Genomic DNA, 17,706 nt, shown 5'->3' with positions numbered 1-17,706 from the left:
GCAAATGTTTCACGTTGTCCATCGTGACTCTCCATTCCTATCAAAAAAGGGGCTTCACCGGATCAAGTGGGTGTTATGAGTTTTGGAGACGTTCCGGGTATAAGTCCAAACCACCAAAATGAAAGTAAATGGCATTGCGAAAACGCTCCCGATTTCGAAACCCGCAAGAGCGTTGCTTGAGCCGTTGAATGCGTGCGTTCATGCTTTCTGCATGGCCGTTATGCAGGTTCAACACGATGGCGTTGACGATGCCCCACAGTCGTCGCTTGATCGTTTTGGCGACTTTCCACATCGGTGGCAGCCCACTGTTCAAGGCCCATTCCAGCCAGTGGTTCCACTGTTGTTCGACCTCATCCCGATCCTTACCTCGCCACAACTGCATGGCCAGATCTTTGATCGCCCACGCTTTGGCTGTACGCAACGAACCCTCTCGCAACGACTCGAAGGTTGCCTGTTGTCGCTCAGTCATGTTCTCAGCCCGCTTGAGCCAGACGTATTTCGTGTTCTTGAGCACCGTGGAGCCGGCCTTTAACAACTCGCGGTTCTCCATATGACGCACTCTGTCCAGCGCCTCACTCAACAGCTTGGCCACATGGAACTTGTCGAACGCTATTTTGTGCATGGCATCCGGAATATGACGCTGGGTCGCGCTGATAAAGGCGGGCCACATATCCATCGAAACGCCCGTAATAGCTTGCTTCTGGTCGCTATTGAGCTTCGTATAAAACGCTTCCAGGCTCTGGGTGAGGTTGCCGTCTTCCACATGCAAGACCTGACCCGTTGCGGGGTCGGTCACCACGGTGACGTACTCGCGACGCTTTTGAAACGAAGTCTCGTCCACACATATCTGGGTCGGTGATAACGGTTTTCGACGCGCCAATCCGCGTCTGACGGCGCGAGCCATGATCCGGTCAATGCTGCCCCAGCTTGTCTGGAGTTGACGCGAGACCGCCTGAATACTGGCTTCCTGGATCCAGTTGATCACCAATGCTTCAAACATCAAGGTGAAACCTGAACCAGCGTCTGCCCACGGGACCTCGACAGTCACCACGCCATGCTCGGCGCAATGAACTCTGGGCACCTCAGCCTCTAGAATGGTCACGAACTGACACGTATCAAGATGCCGCCAACGACGTTTGCGTTTGTCATAACGCGAAGCGTGCAGGCCACATTGCGGACAGGTGAACGCAGCAGCATCAGATACTCCAACGCCGACAACGACTTGCCCCAACGCACGGTCAAGGTTAACTGCGACCACTTTCCACGGTGCCTGGAGCCCAAGGATTTGGGTGTATAAATCGATATCTTTCATGGGGAGGAGAATAGATTACCCACTCAAAACGGTGAAGCCCCTCAAAAAACCTATAAGTATTTGAAAAACAAAGAATAAAAGTTATGAAATTTTCAGACAAACGCTGATCCTCTGTAGGAGATTCCGCCCCGTCTTCGACACCGCGCTGTCGCGCAGCAAACACGGTGCTGGGTTCACCTTGAATCTCCGTGGGAGCAGGCTTGCAACTACGCGTCCCGCTGCGAATGCGTTGGATCAGGCACAATACTGAACGCACGAATGCGCGAAGCCTTGCAGGCTGCCGCGCATTTGGCGTGATGAACACAGTTGCTACGCCCTCCGGGCAGAATCGAGCCCCAGTTTGCTGCGCGACAGCGCGGCGTCGAAGACGGGGCGGCCCTTCTTCGCATCGAGTCAGTTCTTTGGTCGCGTCTGGGACGAGCCTTCGCGAAGGCTAGCGGACCCGTTCAAACCGCACATATTTTCCGTCCATCCCGGCCCCGATCAAAGAGATCGTTGCCCGCCACTCTCACCCCTTCCCATTGCTCCAACAGCGTTTAAATCCGACACAGGAAAACCGACTCGATTACTATTCCAGCGGTGCCGGATGCGCAAACAAGTACAAACGCCGTAACGACAACGCGGAGACTGCAACATGATCGATAGCCAGGCCAGCCAAGGTCTAGAGACGCTCTATCGTTTAATGGCGGAGAAGCAATTTTTGGTCCTGACCGGCGCGGGTATCAGCACGCCTTCGGGTATTCCGGACTATCGGGACCGCGACGGGGTGCGTCGGGGCAAAGCGCCAATGATGTATCAGGAATTCCTCAGTGCGCCGGCGTCGCGTCGGCGTTATTGGGCGCGGGCGATGCTGGGCTGGCCGCGTATCCGACAGGCTCGGCCCAATGCCGCCCATGACGCGCTGGCGACGTTGCAAGCGAAGCAACATATCGCCGGGCTCATCACCCAAAACGTGGACACGCTGCATGATCAAGCGGGCAGCCAGGAAGTGATTGAGCTGCATGGCAGCTTGCACCGGGTGGTTTGCCTGGATTGCGAACAGCGCATTGATCGCAATGCGATCCAGGTCGTCATGGAAGCGGAAAACCCATACCTGTCCGGTGTCGACGCCATCCAGGCACCCGACGGCGATACCTTGCTGGACCCGGCCTTCGAAGCGCGTTTCCAAGTACCCCGCTGTCCATACTGCGACGGCGAACGGTTAAAGCCAGACGTGGTGTTTTTTGGTGAAAACGTCGCCCAGGCCACCGCCGCCAAAGCCGCACTGTGTGTCGAGCAGGCCGCGGGGTTGCTGGTGGTGGGTTCGTCGCTGATGGCCTATTCGGCCTTTCGCTTGTGCCGCGCGATGGCGGCCCTGCACAAGCCGCTGATCGCCATCAATCTGGGTAAAACCCGCGCCGACGACCTGTTGGACCTGAAAATCGAGGCGTCCTGCGAACAGCTGCTACCGCTAATGGCTGAACGCCTGAGCCAAAGTGGACATAACTCGTTTCCGCACACCGAGTTATAAGCGTCCGAAGCGTTGCCTATACGCCAGAGGTGTCAGCGCCGTCAGCTCCTTGAACATGCGCCGCATGTTCGAGTCGCTGCTGAATCCCAACTCCGCACAGATAGCGCTGACCGACGACGAGGTCAGAATGAGTCGTTCACTGGCTTGATTCAGCTTGATACGACGCGCATAGGTTGCAATCGAAACCCCGGTTTCGCCTATTACCTTGCGCGCGAGGGTACGTTCGGTCATACCCAGTCGCTCTGCCAATCGCTGCACCGTGATGTCTTGCGCAGGTAATTGCTCGACCAGTGCGTGCAATTTGCGCAGCAATAGCGAGGACTGCTCGATCATGCTCATGGCTTGAAAGATGCTATGGGACTGCACGGGACGCGGGAGCACCATTAACTTGGTCAGACGCTGCAATGCCTCTGGGCCCACATACCGCTCGATCAACGCCTGGGCGATGGGCAGGTGACCATTTACCCCAGATGCAGTGGCGGTACGTGCGTTGACAATGCAGTTCTGCTCCGTCTGCCACTTCACCTGTTTATAGCGCTGGGCCATTGCCTCAGCCAGCCACCAGGTCACGGTTGCAGACTGTCCGTTGAGCCCACCGCTCGCAGCCAGGAGACTGACTCCGCTGCAATAACTCCAGAGCATGACCCTGTTGGCGCGTGCCGCCAGAGCCGATATCAAGGCTCCATTGTCGGAAACCATCGCATCCACTTGCGATGCAGATTCAGCCCAGAACCCGGGCACCAGAATCGCGTCCAAATCAGCATGATCAAGTGTCTCGGTCACGTGCAACGATACGCCCTGAGCGCACTCGACACGTCCTGCCTGCAACGCAACAAAGCCTGTGTCGAACAGAGTGCGCCCCGCTTGCCGGTTAGCTGCATTAAGCAAGTCTGAAAATGCGAATAACCCTGCTGGCATGCAGTGCGGAAAAAGCAGCAAGCCGATTCTATGTATTTTTGTCATGGCAGAAAATGAACTGATTATGTCCAGACCTGCCATTCTCCAGCGTTAAGCGCTTAGACACAATCAAGCCTCTTCCAGGAGGCGACCTCATGCACATCCATCAACTTCGCAACGCGACGATCATTGTTGAATTCGGCCTTAACCAAATCCTGATCGACCCCATGCTCGCCGCTAAAAACGGACTGCCACCCTTACGTGTGCTCGGTGCACGGCAACGCAACCCCATCGTCGAATTGCCGGCATCAACAGCACAGGCACTAGAGTCCGTCACTCATTGCCTGATCACCCACTGCCAGAAAGGCCATTTCGATCATCTGGATCGAGCGGCGAAACAGTGGTTACGCGATACCCAAACACCGGTTTTCTGCACGCCCCACGACGCAGGCTATCTGGCCGATCGCGGATTGAACGTTCAATCCTTGCCGGAAAATCATGAACAACCGAGTCCGTTTTTAGGCGGTCAGATCCGAACCGTTCGCTGTATCCATGGCCGTGGGCTCGTCGGAAAATTGATGGAGCATGGCGTTGGATACCTCATCGAAGTGCCAGACGAACCGAGCCTTTACCTCAGCGGAGACACCTTACTCACGCCAACTGTCAGGGAGTTTGTGGCGCGTCATCGGCCGAATCTTTGTGTCATTCCTGCCGGGGGCGCTCGATTCGATCTGGGAGGCGACATCATCATGGGCATCGACGAAGTCATCGAGTTCACCCGCCTCGCGCCAGGCTTTGTAGTCGCCAACCATCTGCAAGCGCTCAGCCATTGTCCGGTGACCCGCAATGCGTTGGCCGACGCGGCACGACAAGCCGGTGTTGAAACACGCTTGCGCATTCCAGCAGATGGCGAAAGATTGAATTTCACGCGTCCCGACAGTGAAAAGAGGCAGCACTCATTTATCGGACAGGTCACGGCGCCATGAAAGGAATCAACTTACCGGGTCGCGATAATGAAAAGCCTGGGGAACGGCAGCAGCACCGTGCCGTCGGCAAGCGCCGGATAGGCTGCCGTGATCTGCGCTAGATAGGCCTCGAGGAAAGCAGTCTTTTCTGCCGGCACCAATGGCTCAAGATAAGGCCGCAGCGCTGATCCCTTGAACCACTCCACCACGGCGGCATGGCCGCCGGCCAAAGGGTGGTGATAGGTCGTGCGCCAAACATCGACCGTGCTGCAATGCGGATGCAGCAGTTCGTAATAGAAGCTCGCAGTATGTCGTTCGGGATGTTTGAACGTACCGATTTTGCCTGCCCAAGGCCCGTCTGCCGCCACTTGGCGTGCCAGCCTGTGCGCGGGCTCTTCGAGGTTGTCAGGGGTCTGCACGGCCAGGGTTCCGCCAGGCGCCAGCTTGCTCACCAGATGCGGGTAAAGCGCTGCATGATCCGGTAACCATTGCAGCGATGCGTTTGCCAGAATCACATCGAACGCCAGTGCAGGATTCCAGGACCCAATATCGGCCAACTCGAAGCTCAACGCGGGCAATCTTTCGCGCGCGTCGGCGAGCATGTCGTCGGAGCTGTCCATGCCAGTCACCACCGCGCCCGGAAAGCGCTCCGCCAATACCTCGGTAGAATTCCCGGGCCCGCAGCCCAGGTCGACGGCCACACGCACGTTGACGGTAGGGATGGCTGCAACAAGGTCGCGGACCGGACGAGTTCGCTGTTGTTCGAAGATTGAATACTGCTTGGCTGACCACGTCATCGCCGCTTCCTTTTTTATACGGGGGAGTTCGGGCACAGCGTAAATCTTGCGATCCATGAGTACAAATGCCAGGAATAGTGGCCTGCCATACCTGGAAAGTATCAGTTTGATGCGCTGGTACATGAAAGGCTCGATGCGGCGTTCATACGCTCACCCCTGAGTGGCACGCACGCCCTGCAGGATGAGCCCATTCTGGTCGAACCCATGCTACTGGCACTGCCGATAGACCACCCTTTGGCCACCGATTCCACTGCGCCGCTACCGTTGGCTGCATTGGCGAGTGAAGCCTTTGTCTTGTACCGACGTCGAGTGGGACTGGGGCTGTACGACGCCATTCTAGTGGCCTGCCGCGAAGCAGGATTCAGCCCACAGGTGGTTCAGGGAGCACCGCGCATGACGGCAACCCTGAGTCTGGTTGCCGCTGGCCTCGGTGTATCCATCGTACCGGCTTCCATGCAACGCCTGCGAGGCGATGGCATCGTGTACCGTGAGCTCTCGGAATGCCCAAGTCTGGTCGCCCCATTGCATCTGGCCACACGCATTGGCGATACATCGTCGGTACTGCACAAGTTTCGGGAACTGGTCATCCAGGCAGCAGCGACGGAGGTCTAGGTCTGTTCGAAAAGTAGAGAGAAATGCCGCGTCAACCAGGTCTCCAACACGTGGGCTTTCGAAGGGTAGCCACGTGTTCGATGTCCACTGTGGAGAAAAACCGAGTGGCAGATTCGGGTTGACTCCAGCGGGTCACGACAGGCTGAAATCGGCCAGAAGCAGCCCTTCAAATCTGCCGAGGCGCGCGTTGCTGGTCGCTGCACCTAGCATCAACTGGATTGATCGACGACCTCAATCTGCGTCAGCCCTAACAGCTTAGCCTGCTCTAAAATTTCCTCCGGCGTCGCGTCCGCAGTGGGCATGATCAGGCTGTTCTCTCCATCCCCAAAATGCAGCTGTAGCAGGTGCATCGCCGCCTCATGGGCGGGCAGTTGAGGCTGCTTGAGTTCGAACATGTGTGTGCGGGGCTCGCCGTTGAACAGGTATTCAAGGGTGTAGATGCGCATGGTGGGATCCTCGTAATGGGAGAAGTGCAACTGACCATCCTGACTTAATAGTCAGCTTTTAGTTCAACTGCTCGGCTTTGCCCTTTTCATGCAGACCCCAACTTTTGGGTATCGAGGAGCTATATATGCGCCTCGGTACGTCAGCCTGCACTTGCACGTCTGCGCATACAAGGGATCACCCCAATTACCCTCCTTCTGCCGAAGCCCAGAAGGTCGGCGCGCGCGGCGGCGTTTTCCTATCCTAGGAGGCTCTGGTTTGGTAAGCATCGTGATACCCCTAGCAAGCGCGTCACTCGCTTGGGCCCGTGTGAGTGGAATCTGAAGACGACTGACTCCGAGCGTCCGCTGGCCGATTGCTGCCTCTCGCCAAAGACGGTTATCGGCCAATAGCAGTCGCTCGCTTTAAGGGTAAATCAACGCCTGTCAGATAAGTTCGCGCTCCTGGGTTTCGTAAATAACTTTTACGCCTTACATCAATGGAATTGTATAGCTCACGATCAGGCGATTCTGGTCCTGGTCGCGGGCGATATCACTTCGGGACATCGCGTTCCGCCAGCCGAAACCGACGTTCTTCAACGCACCGCTCTGGATCACATAGTCCAGAGAGATATCGCGCTCCCATTCGCCTGCGTCCTTGCCGCTGGCAGTCTGAATATTGTCGCCCTTGAGGTACATCACCGATGCCTTCAAGCCTGGAGCCCCCAGAGCAGCGAAGTCGTAGGCATACTGCGCGAATGCGGTCCGCTCACCCGCTTGGATGAAGGTCTGAATGGTGCGGTCGGTGTAAAGATAAAGACTGGCACCCGCCTCGCCTTTATCGACCAGGCCACCCTGATTGAGTTGCGCAAAGTTGCTGTCATCGGAAACGCTTTGATAGCCCGCCGTAATCGCATGGCCGCCCAACGAATAAATGAACGCCGCGCTCCAGGTATCGTTGTCGATTTCACCGGTACCGCCTTTGGTGTAACCGCTGAACTTGTAACCACTGGCGCGACCGGCCGCACTGCTGTTCTTGCCATCGGACGTGGTCTTGAAATAATGCAGGTCGGTTTTCAGCGAACCGTATTCACCGAGCGGCAACACATGCAGCAAACCGGCGAAGTGCTGCTGGTAATAGTCTTCGAGATTGGCGTAATAATACTGAGCGGTCAGATCCTTCGTCAGTTTGTAATCGCCACCGGCAAAGGTAAATTTATTGCTTTCCTGAGTGCCGCCCGCAACAGCCAGACCTGCACTATCGCTGGAAACACGCCCGGTGGCGTGTTCAAGTTGGCCGGCGGTGAAGGTCAGGTTATCGATTTCATTGCTGGTGACTTGCCCGCCCTCGAAGGTTTGAGGCAACAGACGGCCATCGTTGGAGACCAGAATCGGCAACTTCGGTTGTAAGGTGCCATAACGCAGTTCGGTCTTCGAAGGAGCGGCGGCACCATCGCGGTTATCGTTGTTGAAGTAGAAGTTGCGCAAGCTCAAATTGGCGTTGCTGTCTTTAATGAAATCAGCAGACGCCAACGGCGCTCATCGCAATACTCAGGCCGCCGGTCAAAAAACTTAATACTTGAAACGTGGCTTTCATCAGGACGAACTCCAGCGCAGAACCTATGTTCCGGGCATATTGAAAAGGCAGCAGGAAGCACTCAGCCAATCAGGCGATTGGCCAATGCGTTAATTAATCATCAAGAAAAACTTCAACCATACGCAGAGAGTGATATCGGTTAAAGTCTCCGAAGAACCTCGTCAAAAAAACGCCTTGAAAATCCCTGTGTCATCAGTCGATCAATCCATGAGCGTCATAAAACGGATACGGTCCGGGATACTCACCAAACACGGCGTTATGGGTCACCAGCCCCTGCTGCGCTTGCCAGCGATGCAGCAGATACCCGGCCGGTTCCAGATTGAAATGCGCCGGGGCGGTTTGCTGTAGATCCAGCACGATTTGATGTGAGGTACCGGGGCACACACAACTCAGGCTGCCACCGAAACGCCGCTGCATCGGCCGGTGCAAATGCCCGCACAGCAAGCGATCCACCTGCGGGTGACGGGCGATGATCTGCTCCAGCGCCGACGCATTGATGAACGGCTCGCAGTCCATATGGCCGATACCGCTGATAAACGGCGGGTGATGCAGAACCAATAGCGTCGGTACATCGGGACGACGTGCCAGTTGTTCATCGAGCCAGAGCAACTGGCTGTCCAGCAACTGACCGCCATGGGCGCCAGGGATCGTCGTGTCCAGACCGATCAGGCGCACCGGATGCTCCTCAACCACCCAATCCAGTGGCGCGCTGGCCGACATCGGTAAGTAGGCATGATCGGCAAATGCCGCTAGCAAATGCTCGCGATTGTCGTGGTTGCCGGGCACGAGGTAGCAAGGCATGTGCAGGCGCGCCAGCTCGGGATGCAGAACGGCATATTCATCAGGACGACCGAAGTCCACCAGGTCGCCACTGATCGCCACGATGTCGGGACGCGGATGGCTGGCATTCAAATGATCGACAGCACGACGCAACGCGCCAAGGGTATCGACGACGCCATAAGTCAGTCTTTGACCGGCTTTAAGGTGCAGATCGCTGATCTGCGCAATGAGAAACGGACGGTTCAAAATAAGTTCTCTGAAAACAAAAACATCATGAATGCAGGGTAAACAGCACTTGCGGCTCGATGGCCAAGGCAATCAGCGCGCCGGGCGCGTGAATGATGCCGTCGGTGCTGTTCACCAACAGCGGCTGTGCGGCGCCGACATCCACCAACAGGCGGCTTTGGGCACCCTGGAAAAACTGCCCCACCAGACGCCCGCGCAGATGACCCAGGCTATCCATCACCTGCAAATGCTCAGGGCGGCAATACACTGTGGCGGGCAGACTGGCGCCACTCCATGGCAATTCGCCACCGCTGACTTTCAAGCCATGGGGCGTGCGCTCGATCACCGAAAAAGCATTGAGGTTGCCAACGAAACTGGCGACGAAAGCGTTGGCCGGTTGCTGATAGATTTCACGCGGGCTGGCCAATTGCGCGACCCGGCCGTGCTCCATGACCAGGATGCGATCCCCCAGCGCCATGGCTTCGCCCTGATCGTGGGTGACGAACACCGCGGTGATTCCCAAACCACGTAGCAACTGATCCAGTTCGCTGCGCAAACGTTCACGCAACTGAGCATCCAGCGCTGCCAAGGGTTCGTCGAGCAGCAACACCCGAGGCCGGGGTGCCAGCGCGCGGGCCAGGGCGACCCGCTGGCGCTGACCGCCGGACAACTCGTGAATGCTGCGCTTGCCGTGATCATGCAGGCCGACCAGTTCCAGCAACTCCGAGCAACGCTTGTTGCGTTCGGCGGGTGAAAGGCCGCGAATCTTTAGGCCGTAAACAATGTTGCCGGCCACATCCAGGTTCGGAAACAACGCGTAGTTCTGGAATACCATGCCCACGTCGCGGCGCTCGATGGGCACGCGTGTGACGTCGCTGTCGCCAAAAAATATCTGACCCACGTCCGGGCGTTCCAGACCGGCGATCAGGCGCAAGGTGGTGGTTTTACCGCAACCGGACGGGCCGAGAATCGCCAAGGTTTCCCCGGCCTCGATGGTCAGGTTCAGATCATGCACAGCAACGGTGCCGTCAGAGAACGCCTTGCGGCAACCCTCCAGGCGAATGGTGGTTCCGGTCATCGACTCTCTCCACGGGAAAGACGGGCGCTGATGGCCTGCAACGCAATGAGCAGCGGCACGATCATCAACAGGAATATGAGGGTATAGGCGCTGGCGACTTCCAGCCTGGCCGAGGCATAGCTGTCGGCCAGGCCCACCGGCAATGTCTTGGTCATCGGGGTGTGGAGCATCCAGGTCAGGTTGAACTCACCCAACGACAGGGTGACGACCATCAACACCCCGGCGAGAACCCCCGCCCGGCAGTTGGGCACCACCACGCTGAAGAAACGCCGGATCGGCCCGGCGCCAAGGCTGGCCGCCGCTTCTTCCAGCGTCAGCAGGTGCTGACGTTGCATCACCGCCATCACCGGGCGCACCAGGAATGGCAGCGTGAACAGCACATGGCCGACGAGAATGAACACCCAGCTGCTACGAAACCCACCGAACTGACCATAGGTGAGCAGCAACGCCAAAGCGCTAGCCAGACCGGGCATGGCCACCGGCAACACCATCAATTCCTCGAACGCCCGGCTGAAGCGGTTGTTCATCCGCACCAATGCGTAGGCCGCCGGCACCCCAATCACACAGACACACAACGCGCAGGCGGCGGCCAATTGCAGGGACAACCAGACAGTCGGCGAATAGGCCTGCCAAACCTGTATCAGCCAGTCGAATGTGAGTCCGCTGGACAGGCCCACGAAATAATTGCGCGTCAGCCCGGCCAGCAGCGACATCAGCACGGGCACCAACATGAAGGCGCAAACCAGCAAGGTAAAAACCAGTTGCCCGACAAACAGCGTTGAGCGTTTCACAAGACAGTCCCCGGTTGTTTGACCAGCCGCCGGGCCAGCAACAGTACGGCCCAGGTCACCGCACCCAACACCACCGACAGCGCAGCGGCCACGGCGAAGTTGGCGTAATTGGTGAACACGTTGTAGATCGCCACCGGGGTCACGTTCAGCCGAGTGCCCAAGGTGAAGGCCGTACCGAATGCGCCCATGGAGGTCGCGAAACAGATCGCCCCACATGAGACCAATGCCGGCGCCAGGCCGGGCACGATGACATCGCAGACCACTCGCCAATGACCCGCCCCCAGTGAATGGGCGGCTTCTTCCAGGCTACGATCCAGGCTTTCGCAAGCGGCCATCACCGTGAGGATCACCCGCGGAATCGAGAAGTACAGATAGCCAATGAACAACCCCATCAGCGAGTAGGCAAAAATCCAGCGCTCCCCCGCCAGCTCAAGGCCAAGCGTGGCGAACAACCCCTGACGACCGGCCAGCAGAATCACCAAAAAGCCGACCACCACGCCGGGAAACGCCAGCGGGAAGGTCAACAAGGCGACCAGTGCCGAGCGGCCGAAGAAGCGCTGGCGAGCCAGAAACACACCACTGATGCCGCCCACCAGCAGCGCCGCAAGGGTCACCACGAGGGCAAGAATGCAGGTCTGCGCCAGACTGCCCAGGTATTGCGCGCTGCTCAGCACCTGCCAATAACCGCTGTCGCTGCCGTCGCGGCTTTGCCCACCCAGCACGATCAGGTGCGCCAACGGCAATAACCAGAACGCGAACAGCACCGCTGCTGCCGGCGCCAGCGCCCAGGCAGCGGTCGGCCGCAAGCGCGGCACGATGGCCCGACCCGACCGGACTTCCTGAGCTTTTACTACCGAGGCCGTCACTTACTTGACCTCACTCAGATAACGCGCGGAGAAGGCTTCCTGCACCGCCGCCATGTGTTCGTAATTGACCACGCCGGCCCGGGCATAGTCGCTGTCCGGCAGGAACTGCGCAGCGACGTCGGCAGGCATCTTCATCGCCCGCACTGGTCGCAGGTACGCCTTGGCCCACAGCGCCTGGCCTTGATCGGACAAGACAAAATCCAACACCTTCTCGGCGTTGGCCCGATGCGGGGCATTGCCGACCATGCTCATCACGTAAGGCACGCTGATGCTGCCTTCCTTGGGAATCACGAACGCGACGTTGGCGTTGTCCTTGTAGCGAGCGCGATAAGCGTTGAAGTCGTAATCGACCAGAATCGGCAACTCGCCGGACAGCACCCGCGCATAAGCCGTCTGCTTGGGCACGATGGGCGAGTTTTTCGCCAGTTTCTGGAAGTAATCGATGGCGGGTGCGAAGTTATCCAGGGTGCCACCCATGGCCTGGTTGATGGCCACCGCAGAGACGTAACCCACGAAAGCGCTGGACGGATCAAGATAACCGACCATGCCTTTGTATTGGGGTTTGAGCAGGTCGGCCCAGCTTTGTGGAACCGGCAGGCCACCCAGCGCATCGACGTTGACCATGATGCCCAGGGTGCCGGAGTGAATCGCAAACCAGTGCCCCTCAGGGTCCTTCAAGCCCGCTGGAATCTGGTCCCAACCCTTCGGCTTATAAGTGCCGACCACCCCGGCTTTTTGCGCCTGCAAACCGAACGTCACGCCGTAATACACCACGTCAGCCACCGGTGCGGCTTGTTCAGCTACCAGTTGCGCCAATGACTGGCCGGAATTCTTGTTGTCCAGCGGGACCTGCACGCCGGTGGTGTCGGCAATCGCCTTGAGCTGTGCGCCCCAGTCCGCCCATTCCGGAGGGCAGTTGTAGCAAATCGCCGTTTCGACGGCTTGGGCCAGGCTGGCCACGCCGCATAGCAACAACGCCGCCAGGGTTTTACTGAAGCGGATCATCAAGCGTCTCCTCGTAGGGTTGAGTACTTTCGCCCGGCCGGATAAGGCAAGGCAGGCAATGGGAAACCGGTGCGGCGCCAGCGATCTGCGCCAGTAATTGATCGATCACGGTGCAAGCCAGCGCCTCGATGGGTTGAACGACGCTGCACAGCGTCGGGTGCATCTGGGTGCCGAGGGCGATGCCGTCAAAGCCAATGACCGAGAGCTGCCGGGGCACGTTCCAGCCATTGCGCCGCAGTTCCGCGATCAGACTGATCGCCAGCAAGTCGTTGGAGCAGACCAGCGCACTGGGTGCCTGCGGGCTGTGCAATAACGGCTCGATGGCGGCGAAGTCAGCCTGGGTATGGGCGGGCATTTCGATCACCGGCAGGCTGTCGAGGCCGGCCTCAAGCATAGCGTCGCAATAACCGGCGTAACGCAGGCGAGAGCGGTCGGACTGCAAGGCTGGACCGGCGACCATGCCGATCTGCAAGTGTCCCGCTTCCAGCAGATAACGGGTGGCGAGCGCCATGCCTGCGCGATTATCCACCGACACGGCGCTGTAGTTCGGATTGTCGGGCTGGTGATAGGCCAGCACAAAAGGCGTGACTTCGCTGGCAAGGCTTTGCAGCACGCGGTTGCTCTCGGCATCAGTCACGGTGAGGACCAGACCATCGACCCTCTGCCGCAACAACTCCTCGACCACCGCGCTTTCGCGCTCGCTGCTGTAGTCGGTAGTTGCCAGCAACAGGTTGTAACCGTGTAAGCGTGCAGCCTGCTCCATCGCCTGAAATTGCTCGGCGAACACCGGGTTGAGCAGATTGGGCACCACCACACCGATCAGGTTGGTGGTTTGCAAGCGTAGTTGGCGGCCGAGGCGATTAGGCCGAAAACCCAGCTGACGCGCAGCGGCGAATACTTGCTCTCGGGTGGCCGGACGCACCACTTCGGGGGAGGCAAAGGTTCGCGCGGCGGTCGCCCGCGAAACACCTGCCAGCCGTGCAACCTCTTTCAAATCAGTCATTGTCACTCGCTTGAGATCGATCTCATTTGCGAGAACAGTACTCAGGAAACATGGCATTCCCGCGATGAATAGATGACGTTTAGATGTCAGAAACGACGTTCATAGACTGAGCAGCATGGTTGATGCCCGAACTTCGTGCCTGTCTTCGACCGCCAGCACACTTTTTCGAGCCAATTAAGCGTCGTAAACGCCCGAAAAAGCCCAATCAGCTTTCCCATAGAAGGACTTGCCCTGGGCACCCAGCTGCAAGATCCATCGCCCTTCGGTCACGCGAGGCGCCTCATCACACCCATTCAAAAGCTGGCAATCGTGTGTCTCACAGCTGGGATAACTAATCGCCCGAAGTGCGACCTTGCAATGTCTCCTGTGGGTCGATTGTGTTGAAAAAGTCGGCTTCGGTTTCCACGGCAGAAAAGTACGCGTCTGAGATTGAAATCCGTGTTTTGCGCAGACGGTTCAGGGCTCAGATTTGACGTGGCAGTGTGCAAAAATGGCGTTTTCACCGCTCAATGCATGGGTAGCCAGGCCGGGTCGACTTTTTCAACAGAATCGGTCGATTGCTGTCGCTCATGATAGGCGGAAGTCGATCGACTCAGGCCAGCCGCTCGACCGGCAGCAATCGGCCAAAAGCCATTGAGATGTGTCGATGAAACCAGGGGCGATTCACTCGGTTTCGTTAACAACTCTCAGACCAGTAATTCGACGGTCTGCAACATGCGCCGATAAGGCGAGTGCAGATGCCCCATCTCAAAGTGAATGGTTTCGATCAGACATTCCAGAAACCGCTCGGCCGCCGGCCGCAGGGGCTGCCCGCTTCGGCTGATGGCTCCCACTGAGGCACTGCTGACCGGCTCGCGCAACGGCAAGGCGCACAAGCCTTCTCTTTGAGCGCAAATCTCCACCAGCGGCCAGGGAAAGATGCTCAACATGTCGGTTTCACGCAGCAAACTCAAGATAATCGATAGCGAATGGGCGAAATGCACCTGCCCCTGCGTCGTAATCGTCCCGTCTTGCTGTGAGGCCAAAATCCAGTCGGCCAACGCCAGTTCCTCCATGGCTCGACTGTTCGACAAAGGATGTTGTTGACGGGCCACCACCGCACAATCGGCCGTGAACAGAGGTTGATAGGTCAGGTCGGCGCTGGAACACCGGGTATCAAGCCGTCCGATAAAAAGATCGACGCTCGCATCCCGCAGCCGCGGACAGGCGACGGACGAAAGACCTTCATGCAGCTCAAGCTGCACCTTTGGAAATAACTGGCGAAAACGCACGACGGCCTTGGGCATGAGCGTCATCGCCAACCAAGGTGTGACGGCTACCGACAAGCGTCCAACCAGTTCCCCGTTGCAATCAGCCAACACTTGACGGGCACTGACCATCTGCGCCACCAGCAAGCGTGACTGAATCAACAGTTTCTTGCCGAGTTCGGTAAACACAATCCCGGAGGTATTGCGGATCAGCAATTGTGTTGCTGTGTCTGCCTCGAGTTTCTGTATCGCTTTGGTGACTGCGGCCGGCGAGGTGTCGAGCCTTTTTGCGGCGCCGCGAATGCTGCCTGCGTCGGCCACCGCCACCAGTGCATTGAGTTGATAGAACTTCATAGTGTCCGCCGCTGTTAACCCTGGGTTGCCTTGTTCACTTTCGATTGCCTATTGGCCTTTCTCTTGGCCCTCTAAGCTCAAACCAACGCCGCCTGGGCTTCGAGCCTCACCAAAAGAACCTATCAGAAAAAGCCTAGGCACTTTGATGAAACGTATGACGCCGTGAGCCATAGCGTGAGATGTGGCCCTGGCGACAGATCTGTTTCTCCTCCTGGTAACAAAGGAAAAACGCTGCCAATGACACAGTTCATGACGCTACTGAAAGAGATCGAGCACGAAATGCGCGAACTCCGCCAACATATCCATGCCAACCCTGAACTCGGTTATCAGGAGGTCGAGACCAGCGAACTGTTGTCCGAGCGACTGACCAAATGGGGGTATGAAGTGACGCGTGGCTTCGCCGAAACCGCGGTCATCGCCACGCTAAAAAAAGGCACCAGCCCCCGCGTGCTCGGCATAAGGGCTGACATGGACGCACTGCCGATTCTAGAGAAAACCGGGCTCCCCTATGCAAGCCGGATACCCGGAAAAATGCATGCGTGTGGCCATGACGGGCACACTGTCATGCTCCTCGCCGCGGCGTACGCCCTTGCCCATGGTCACCCGTTCGATGGCACCGTACACCTGATTTTCCAGCCGGCTGAAGAAGGCCTGGCCGGTGCCCGAAGAATGATTCAGGAAGGCGTGCTGCAACAGTTCCCCTGCGATGCGGTGTTCGCCGCACACAATATGCCTGGCTACCCTGCCGGAAAACTCGGGTTCCGAGCAGGGCCCTTCATGGCCTCCGCCGACCAGGTCAATGTCACGATTCACGGAAAAGGTGGTCACGGCGCGATGCCGCATCTGAGCGTCGACCCTGTGGTGGTCTGCGCAAGCATCATCATGGCCTTGCAGACAATCGTCTCGCGCAACGTTTCACCTCAGGAAATGAGCGTTATCACCGTCGGGGCCATTAACGCAGGCAAGGCGTCCAACGTGATCCCGGACAGCGCGCACATGCTGATGTCGGTCCGTTCACTGAACAACGCCGTCCGAGACCGCCTGGAGAGCCAGATAAAACGCCTCATTCACGCCCAGGCGGAGGCATTCGGCGCGACAGCCGACATTCACTACAGTGCCGACTACCCCTTGCTGGTGAATGACGAAGAAATGACCCGGTTCGCCAGTCAGGTGGCCATCGACTGGCTCGGTGAGGACGAGGTAATGAGAGACATCGTGCCCTTCAATGGCAGCGAGGATTTCGCCTATTTCCTGCAGCAATGCCCTGGCTGTTACCTGATTATCGGCAATGGCGACGGTGAAAAGAGCTGCATGGCTCACGACCCACGCTACGACTTCAATGACGACATCCTGATTCGTGGCGCTGGCTATTGGGTCAAGTTGACCGAGGCCTTTTTACCGCTTAACGCTTGAGCAACGACCTGCCAAACCGTGAAAACCAATAAAAAACGAGGTCATCATGCAGCTACGCAAACTTCAATACACCGTCATGCTGTTCGGGCTGATCATCACCCCGCTATCGCAGGCGGAACCAGTGATCAAATTCGGCGTCGATCCCAGCTATCCACCATTCGAGCAAAAGCAGCCAGACGGCTCATTGAGTGGTTTTGATATCGATCTGGGCAATGCCCTGTGTGCCGAGTTGCGGGTCAAGTGCATTTGGGTCGAGCAGAGCTTCGACAGCATGATCCCGGCGTTAAAGGCGAAGAAATTCGACGCGATCCTGTCTGCATTCAGCGCTACCGAGGCGCGTCGCCAGCAGGTCGATTTCAGCCATAAAATCTACACCGCTCCGTCTTCTCTCGTCGCCAGAAAAAACGCCGGATTACTGCCGACGGCTGAGTCATTGAAAGGAAAGTCCGTAGGGGTTGTTCAAGGGTCACTGCAAGAAAGTTATGCCAAATCGCAATGGGGCAGCCAAGGCATCGATATCCTTTCCTACCAAACCCAGGATCAGGTGTTTTCAGACCTCATCAATGGGCGCCTGGATGCTTCGTTCCAGGCCTCGGTACAGGCAGATATCGGGTTGTTGCAGAAGCCTCAGGGTCAGGGGTTTGCCTTCGCGGGTGAACCCATCACCGACAAAAGCATCATTGGCGATGGCGTCGCAATCGGTGTCAGAAAAAACGAACCTGATCTGAGAGAGCAACTGAATACGGCGATTGCCGGCATTCGCCAATCAGGCCAATACGACCAGATCGCGAAGCAGTATTTCAACTTCGATATTTACGGCAAGTGAGCGAAT

16 protein-coding genes and 1 pseudogene are annotated in these 17,706 nt (G+C 57.7%); 5 read left to right on the top strand and 12 right to left on the bottom strand.

The features are described from left to right. Nucleotides 1–73: 73 nt before the first annotated feature. Nucleotides 74–1,312: an ISL3 family transposase gene (locus AC1MEE_RS05555; RefSeq protein WP_480412525.1), complete on the bottom strand. Its 1,239-nt coding sequence runs from the start codon at nucleotides 1,310–1,312 to the stop codon at nucleotides 74–76. Between the two features lie 634 nt (nucleotides 1,313–1,946). Between AC1MEE_RS05555 and AC1MEE_RS05550 the strand changes: the two genes are divergently transcribed. Continuing rightward, on the top strand, nucleotides 1,947–2,822 hold the full coding sequence (locus AC1MEE_RS05550; RefSeq protein WP_480414311.1) for an NAD-dependent protein deacetylase: 876 nt from the start codon (nucleotides 1,947–1,949) through the stop codon (nucleotides 2,820–2,822). Here the strand turns inward: AC1MEE_RS05550 and AC1MEE_RS05545 are convergent. Then, nucleotides 2,817–3,821, bottom strand: a complete 1,005-nt coding sequence (locus tag AC1MEE_RS05545; protein ID WP_480414310.1) for a GlxA family transcriptional regulator — start codon at nucleotides 3,819–3,821, stop codon at nucleotides 2,817–2,819. The two genes, AC1MEE_RS05550 and AC1MEE_RS05545, sit on opposite strands and share 6 nt — an antisense overlap. A gap of 53 nt (nucleotides 3,822–3,874) precedes the next feature. On the opposite strand from AC1MEE_RS05545, the gene AC1MEE_RS05540 reads away from it, so the two are divergent. Then, nucleotides 3,875–4,705, top strand: coding sequence for an MBL fold metallo-hydrolase (locus AC1MEE_RS05540; protein ID WP_480414309.1), 831 nt, complete (start codon nucleotides 3,875–3,877; stop codon nucleotides 4,703–4,705). Nucleotides 4,706–4,716: 11 nt separating this feature from the next. Here the strand turns inward: AC1MEE_RS05540 and tam are convergent, their stop codons facing one another. After that, a complete protein-coding gene (tam, locus tag AC1MEE_RS05535; RefSeq protein WP_480416160.1) occupies nucleotides 4,717–5,481 on the bottom strand; it encodes a trans-aconitate 2-methyltransferase in 765 nt (254 codons plus the stop codon). Nucleotides 5,482–5,589: 108 nt separating this feature from the next. Here tam and AC1MEE_RS05530 point away from each other — a divergent pair. Beyond that, a pseudogene (locus tag AC1MEE_RS05530) lies at nucleotides 5,590–6,093 on the top strand (LysR substrate-binding domain-containing protein); the annotation flags it as partial. 209 nt (nucleotides 6,094–6,302) lie between these two features. Here the strand turns inward: AC1MEE_RS05530 and AC1MEE_RS05525 are convergent. From AC1MEE_RS05525 to AC1MEE_RS05485, 9 genes are all read right to left on the bottom strand, one after another. Next, complete coding sequence (locus AC1MEE_RS05525; RefSeq protein WP_480414308.1) at nucleotides 6,303–6,539, bottom strand: hypothetical protein; 237 nt, start codon at nucleotides 6,537–6,539, stop codon at nucleotides 6,303–6,305. 468 nt (nucleotides 6,540–7,007) lie between these two features. Beyond that, the gene (locus AC1MEE_RS05520) at nucleotides 7,008–8,048 is read right to left on the bottom strand and encodes an OprD family outer membrane porin (protein WP_480414307.1); all 1,041 of its coding nucleotides are present in this window, start codon (nucleotides 8,046–8,048) and stop codon (nucleotides 7,008–7,010) included. A 256-nt stretch (nucleotides 8,049–8,304) separates the two neighbouring features. Then, nucleotides 8,305–9,138 carry a phosphodiesterase gene (locus tag AC1MEE_RS05515; protein ID WP_480414306.1) on the bottom strand — a complete coding sequence of 278 codons (834 nt, stop codon included), beginning with the start codon at nucleotides 9,136–9,138 and terminating at the stop codon, nucleotides 8,305–8,307. Between the two features lie 25 nt (nucleotides 9,139–9,163). After that, a complete protein-coding gene (locus tag AC1MEE_RS05510) occupies nucleotides 9,164–10,195 on the bottom strand; it encodes an ABC transporter ATP-binding protein (protein ID WP_480414305.1) in 1,032 nt (343 codons plus the stop codon). Further along, nucleotides 10,192–10,986 carry an ABC transporter permease gene (locus tag AC1MEE_RS05505; RefSeq protein ID WP_480414304.1) on the bottom strand — a complete coding sequence of 265 codons (795 nt, stop codon included), beginning with the start codon at nucleotides 10,984–10,986 and terminating at the stop codon, nucleotides 10,192–10,194. Before AC1MEE_RS05505 ends, AC1MEE_RS05510 begins: the two co-directional genes overlap by 4 nt. Further along, nucleotides 10,983–11,801, bottom strand: a complete 819-nt coding sequence (locus AC1MEE_RS05500; protein WP_480416159.1) for an ABC transporter permease — start codon at nucleotides 11,799–11,801, stop codon at nucleotides 10,983–10,985. The genes AC1MEE_RS05505 and AC1MEE_RS05500 overlap by 4 nt, the downstream gene beginning before the upstream one ends. Before the next feature lie 51 nt (nucleotides 11,802–11,852). After that, on the bottom strand, nucleotides 11,853–12,857 hold the full coding sequence (locus AC1MEE_RS05495; protein ID WP_480414303.1) for an ABC transporter substrate-binding protein: 1,005 nt from the start codon (nucleotides 12,855–12,857) through the stop codon (nucleotides 11,853–11,855). After that, on the bottom strand, nucleotides 12,841–13,860 hold the full coding sequence (locus AC1MEE_RS05490) for a LacI family DNA-binding transcriptional regulator (RefSeq protein ID WP_480414302.1): 1,020 nt from the start codon (nucleotides 13,858–13,860) through the stop codon (nucleotides 12,841–12,843). The genes AC1MEE_RS05495 and AC1MEE_RS05490 overlap by 17 nt, the downstream gene beginning before the upstream one ends. 686 nt (nucleotides 13,861–14,546) lie before the next feature. Continuing rightward, nucleotides 14,547–15,461 (bottom strand): LysR family transcriptional regulator, encoded by a 915-nt coding sequence (locus tag AC1MEE_RS05485; protein ID WP_480414301.1) that lies wholly within the window; start codon nucleotides 15,459–15,461, stop codon nucleotides 14,547–14,549. A gap of 237 nt (nucleotides 15,462–15,698) precedes the next feature. Between AC1MEE_RS05485 and AC1MEE_RS05480 the strand changes: the two genes are divergently transcribed. Both AC1MEE_RS05480 and AC1MEE_RS05475 read left to right on the top strand, forming a co-directional pair. Continuing rightward, complete coding sequence (locus AC1MEE_RS05480) at nucleotides 15,699–16,874, top strand: M20 aminoacylase family protein (protein WP_480414300.1); 1,176 nt, start codon at nucleotides 15,699–15,701, stop codon at nucleotides 16,872–16,874. Between the two features lie 46 nt (nucleotides 16,875–16,920). Then, complete coding sequence (locus tag AC1MEE_RS05475; RefSeq protein WP_480414299.1) at nucleotides 16,921–17,700, top strand: ABC transporter substrate-binding protein; 780 nt, start codon at nucleotides 16,921–16,923, stop codon at nucleotides 17,698–17,700. Nucleotides 17,701–17,706: the final 6 nt, after the last annotated feature.

The organism is Pseudomonas sp. ASL3, assembly GCF_056680425.1.
Note: the sequence above shows the minus strand (reverse complement) of the source record. Positions and strands in the feature narration are given on the sequence as shown.

Excerpts from the sequence above, each read along its gene's own strand:
- AC1MEE_RS05495 (WP_480414303.1), bottom strand. The coding sequence starts at position 12,857 with ATGATCCGCTTCAGTAAAACCCTGGCGGCGTTGTTGCTATGCGGCGTG.
- AC1MEE_RS05545 (WP_480414310.1), bottom strand. The coding sequence starts at position 3,821 with ATGGCAGGTCTGGACATAATCAGTTCATTTTCTGCCATGACAAAAATA.
- AC1MEE_RS05540 (WP_480414309.1), top strand. The coding sequence starts at position 3,875 with ATGCACATCCATCAACTTCGCAACGCGACGATCATTGTTGAATTCGGC.
- AC1MEE_RS05475 (WP_480414299.1), top strand. The coding sequence starts at position 16,921 with ATGCAGCTACGCAAACTTCAATACACCGTCATGCTGTTCGGGCTGATC.
- AC1MEE_RS05490 (WP_480414302.1), bottom strand. The coding sequence starts at position 13,860 with ATGACTGATTTGAAAGAGGTTGCACGGCTGGCAGGTGTTTCGCGGGCG.
- AC1MEE_RS05555 (WP_480412525.1), bottom strand. The coding sequence starts at position 1,312 with ATGAAAGATATCGATTTATACACCCAAATCCTTGGGCTCCAGGCACCG.
- AC1MEE_RS05480 (WP_480414300.1), top strand. The coding sequence starts at position 15,699 with ATGACACAGTTCATGACGCTACTGAAAGAGATCGAGCACGAAATGCGC.
- AC1MEE_RS05485 (WP_480414301.1), bottom strand. The coding sequence starts at position 15,461 with ATGAAGTTCTATCAACTCAATGCACTGGTGGCGGTGGCCGACGCAGGC.
- AC1MEE_RS05510 (WP_480414305.1), bottom strand. The coding sequence starts at position 10,195 with ATGACCGGAACCACCATTCGCCTGGAGGGTTGCCGCAAGGCGTTCTCT.
- tam (WP_480416160.1), bottom strand. The coding sequence starts at position 5,481 with ATGACGTGGTCAGCCAAGCAGTATTCAATCTTCGAACAACAGCGAACT.
- AC1MEE_RS05550 (WP_480414311.1), top strand. The coding sequence starts at position 1,947 with ATGATCGATAGCCAGGCCAGCCAAGGTCTAGAGACGCTCTATCGTTTA.
- AC1MEE_RS05525 (WP_480414308.1), bottom strand. The coding sequence starts at position 6,539 with ATGCGCATCTACACCCTTGAATACCTGTTCAACGGCGAGCCCCGCACA.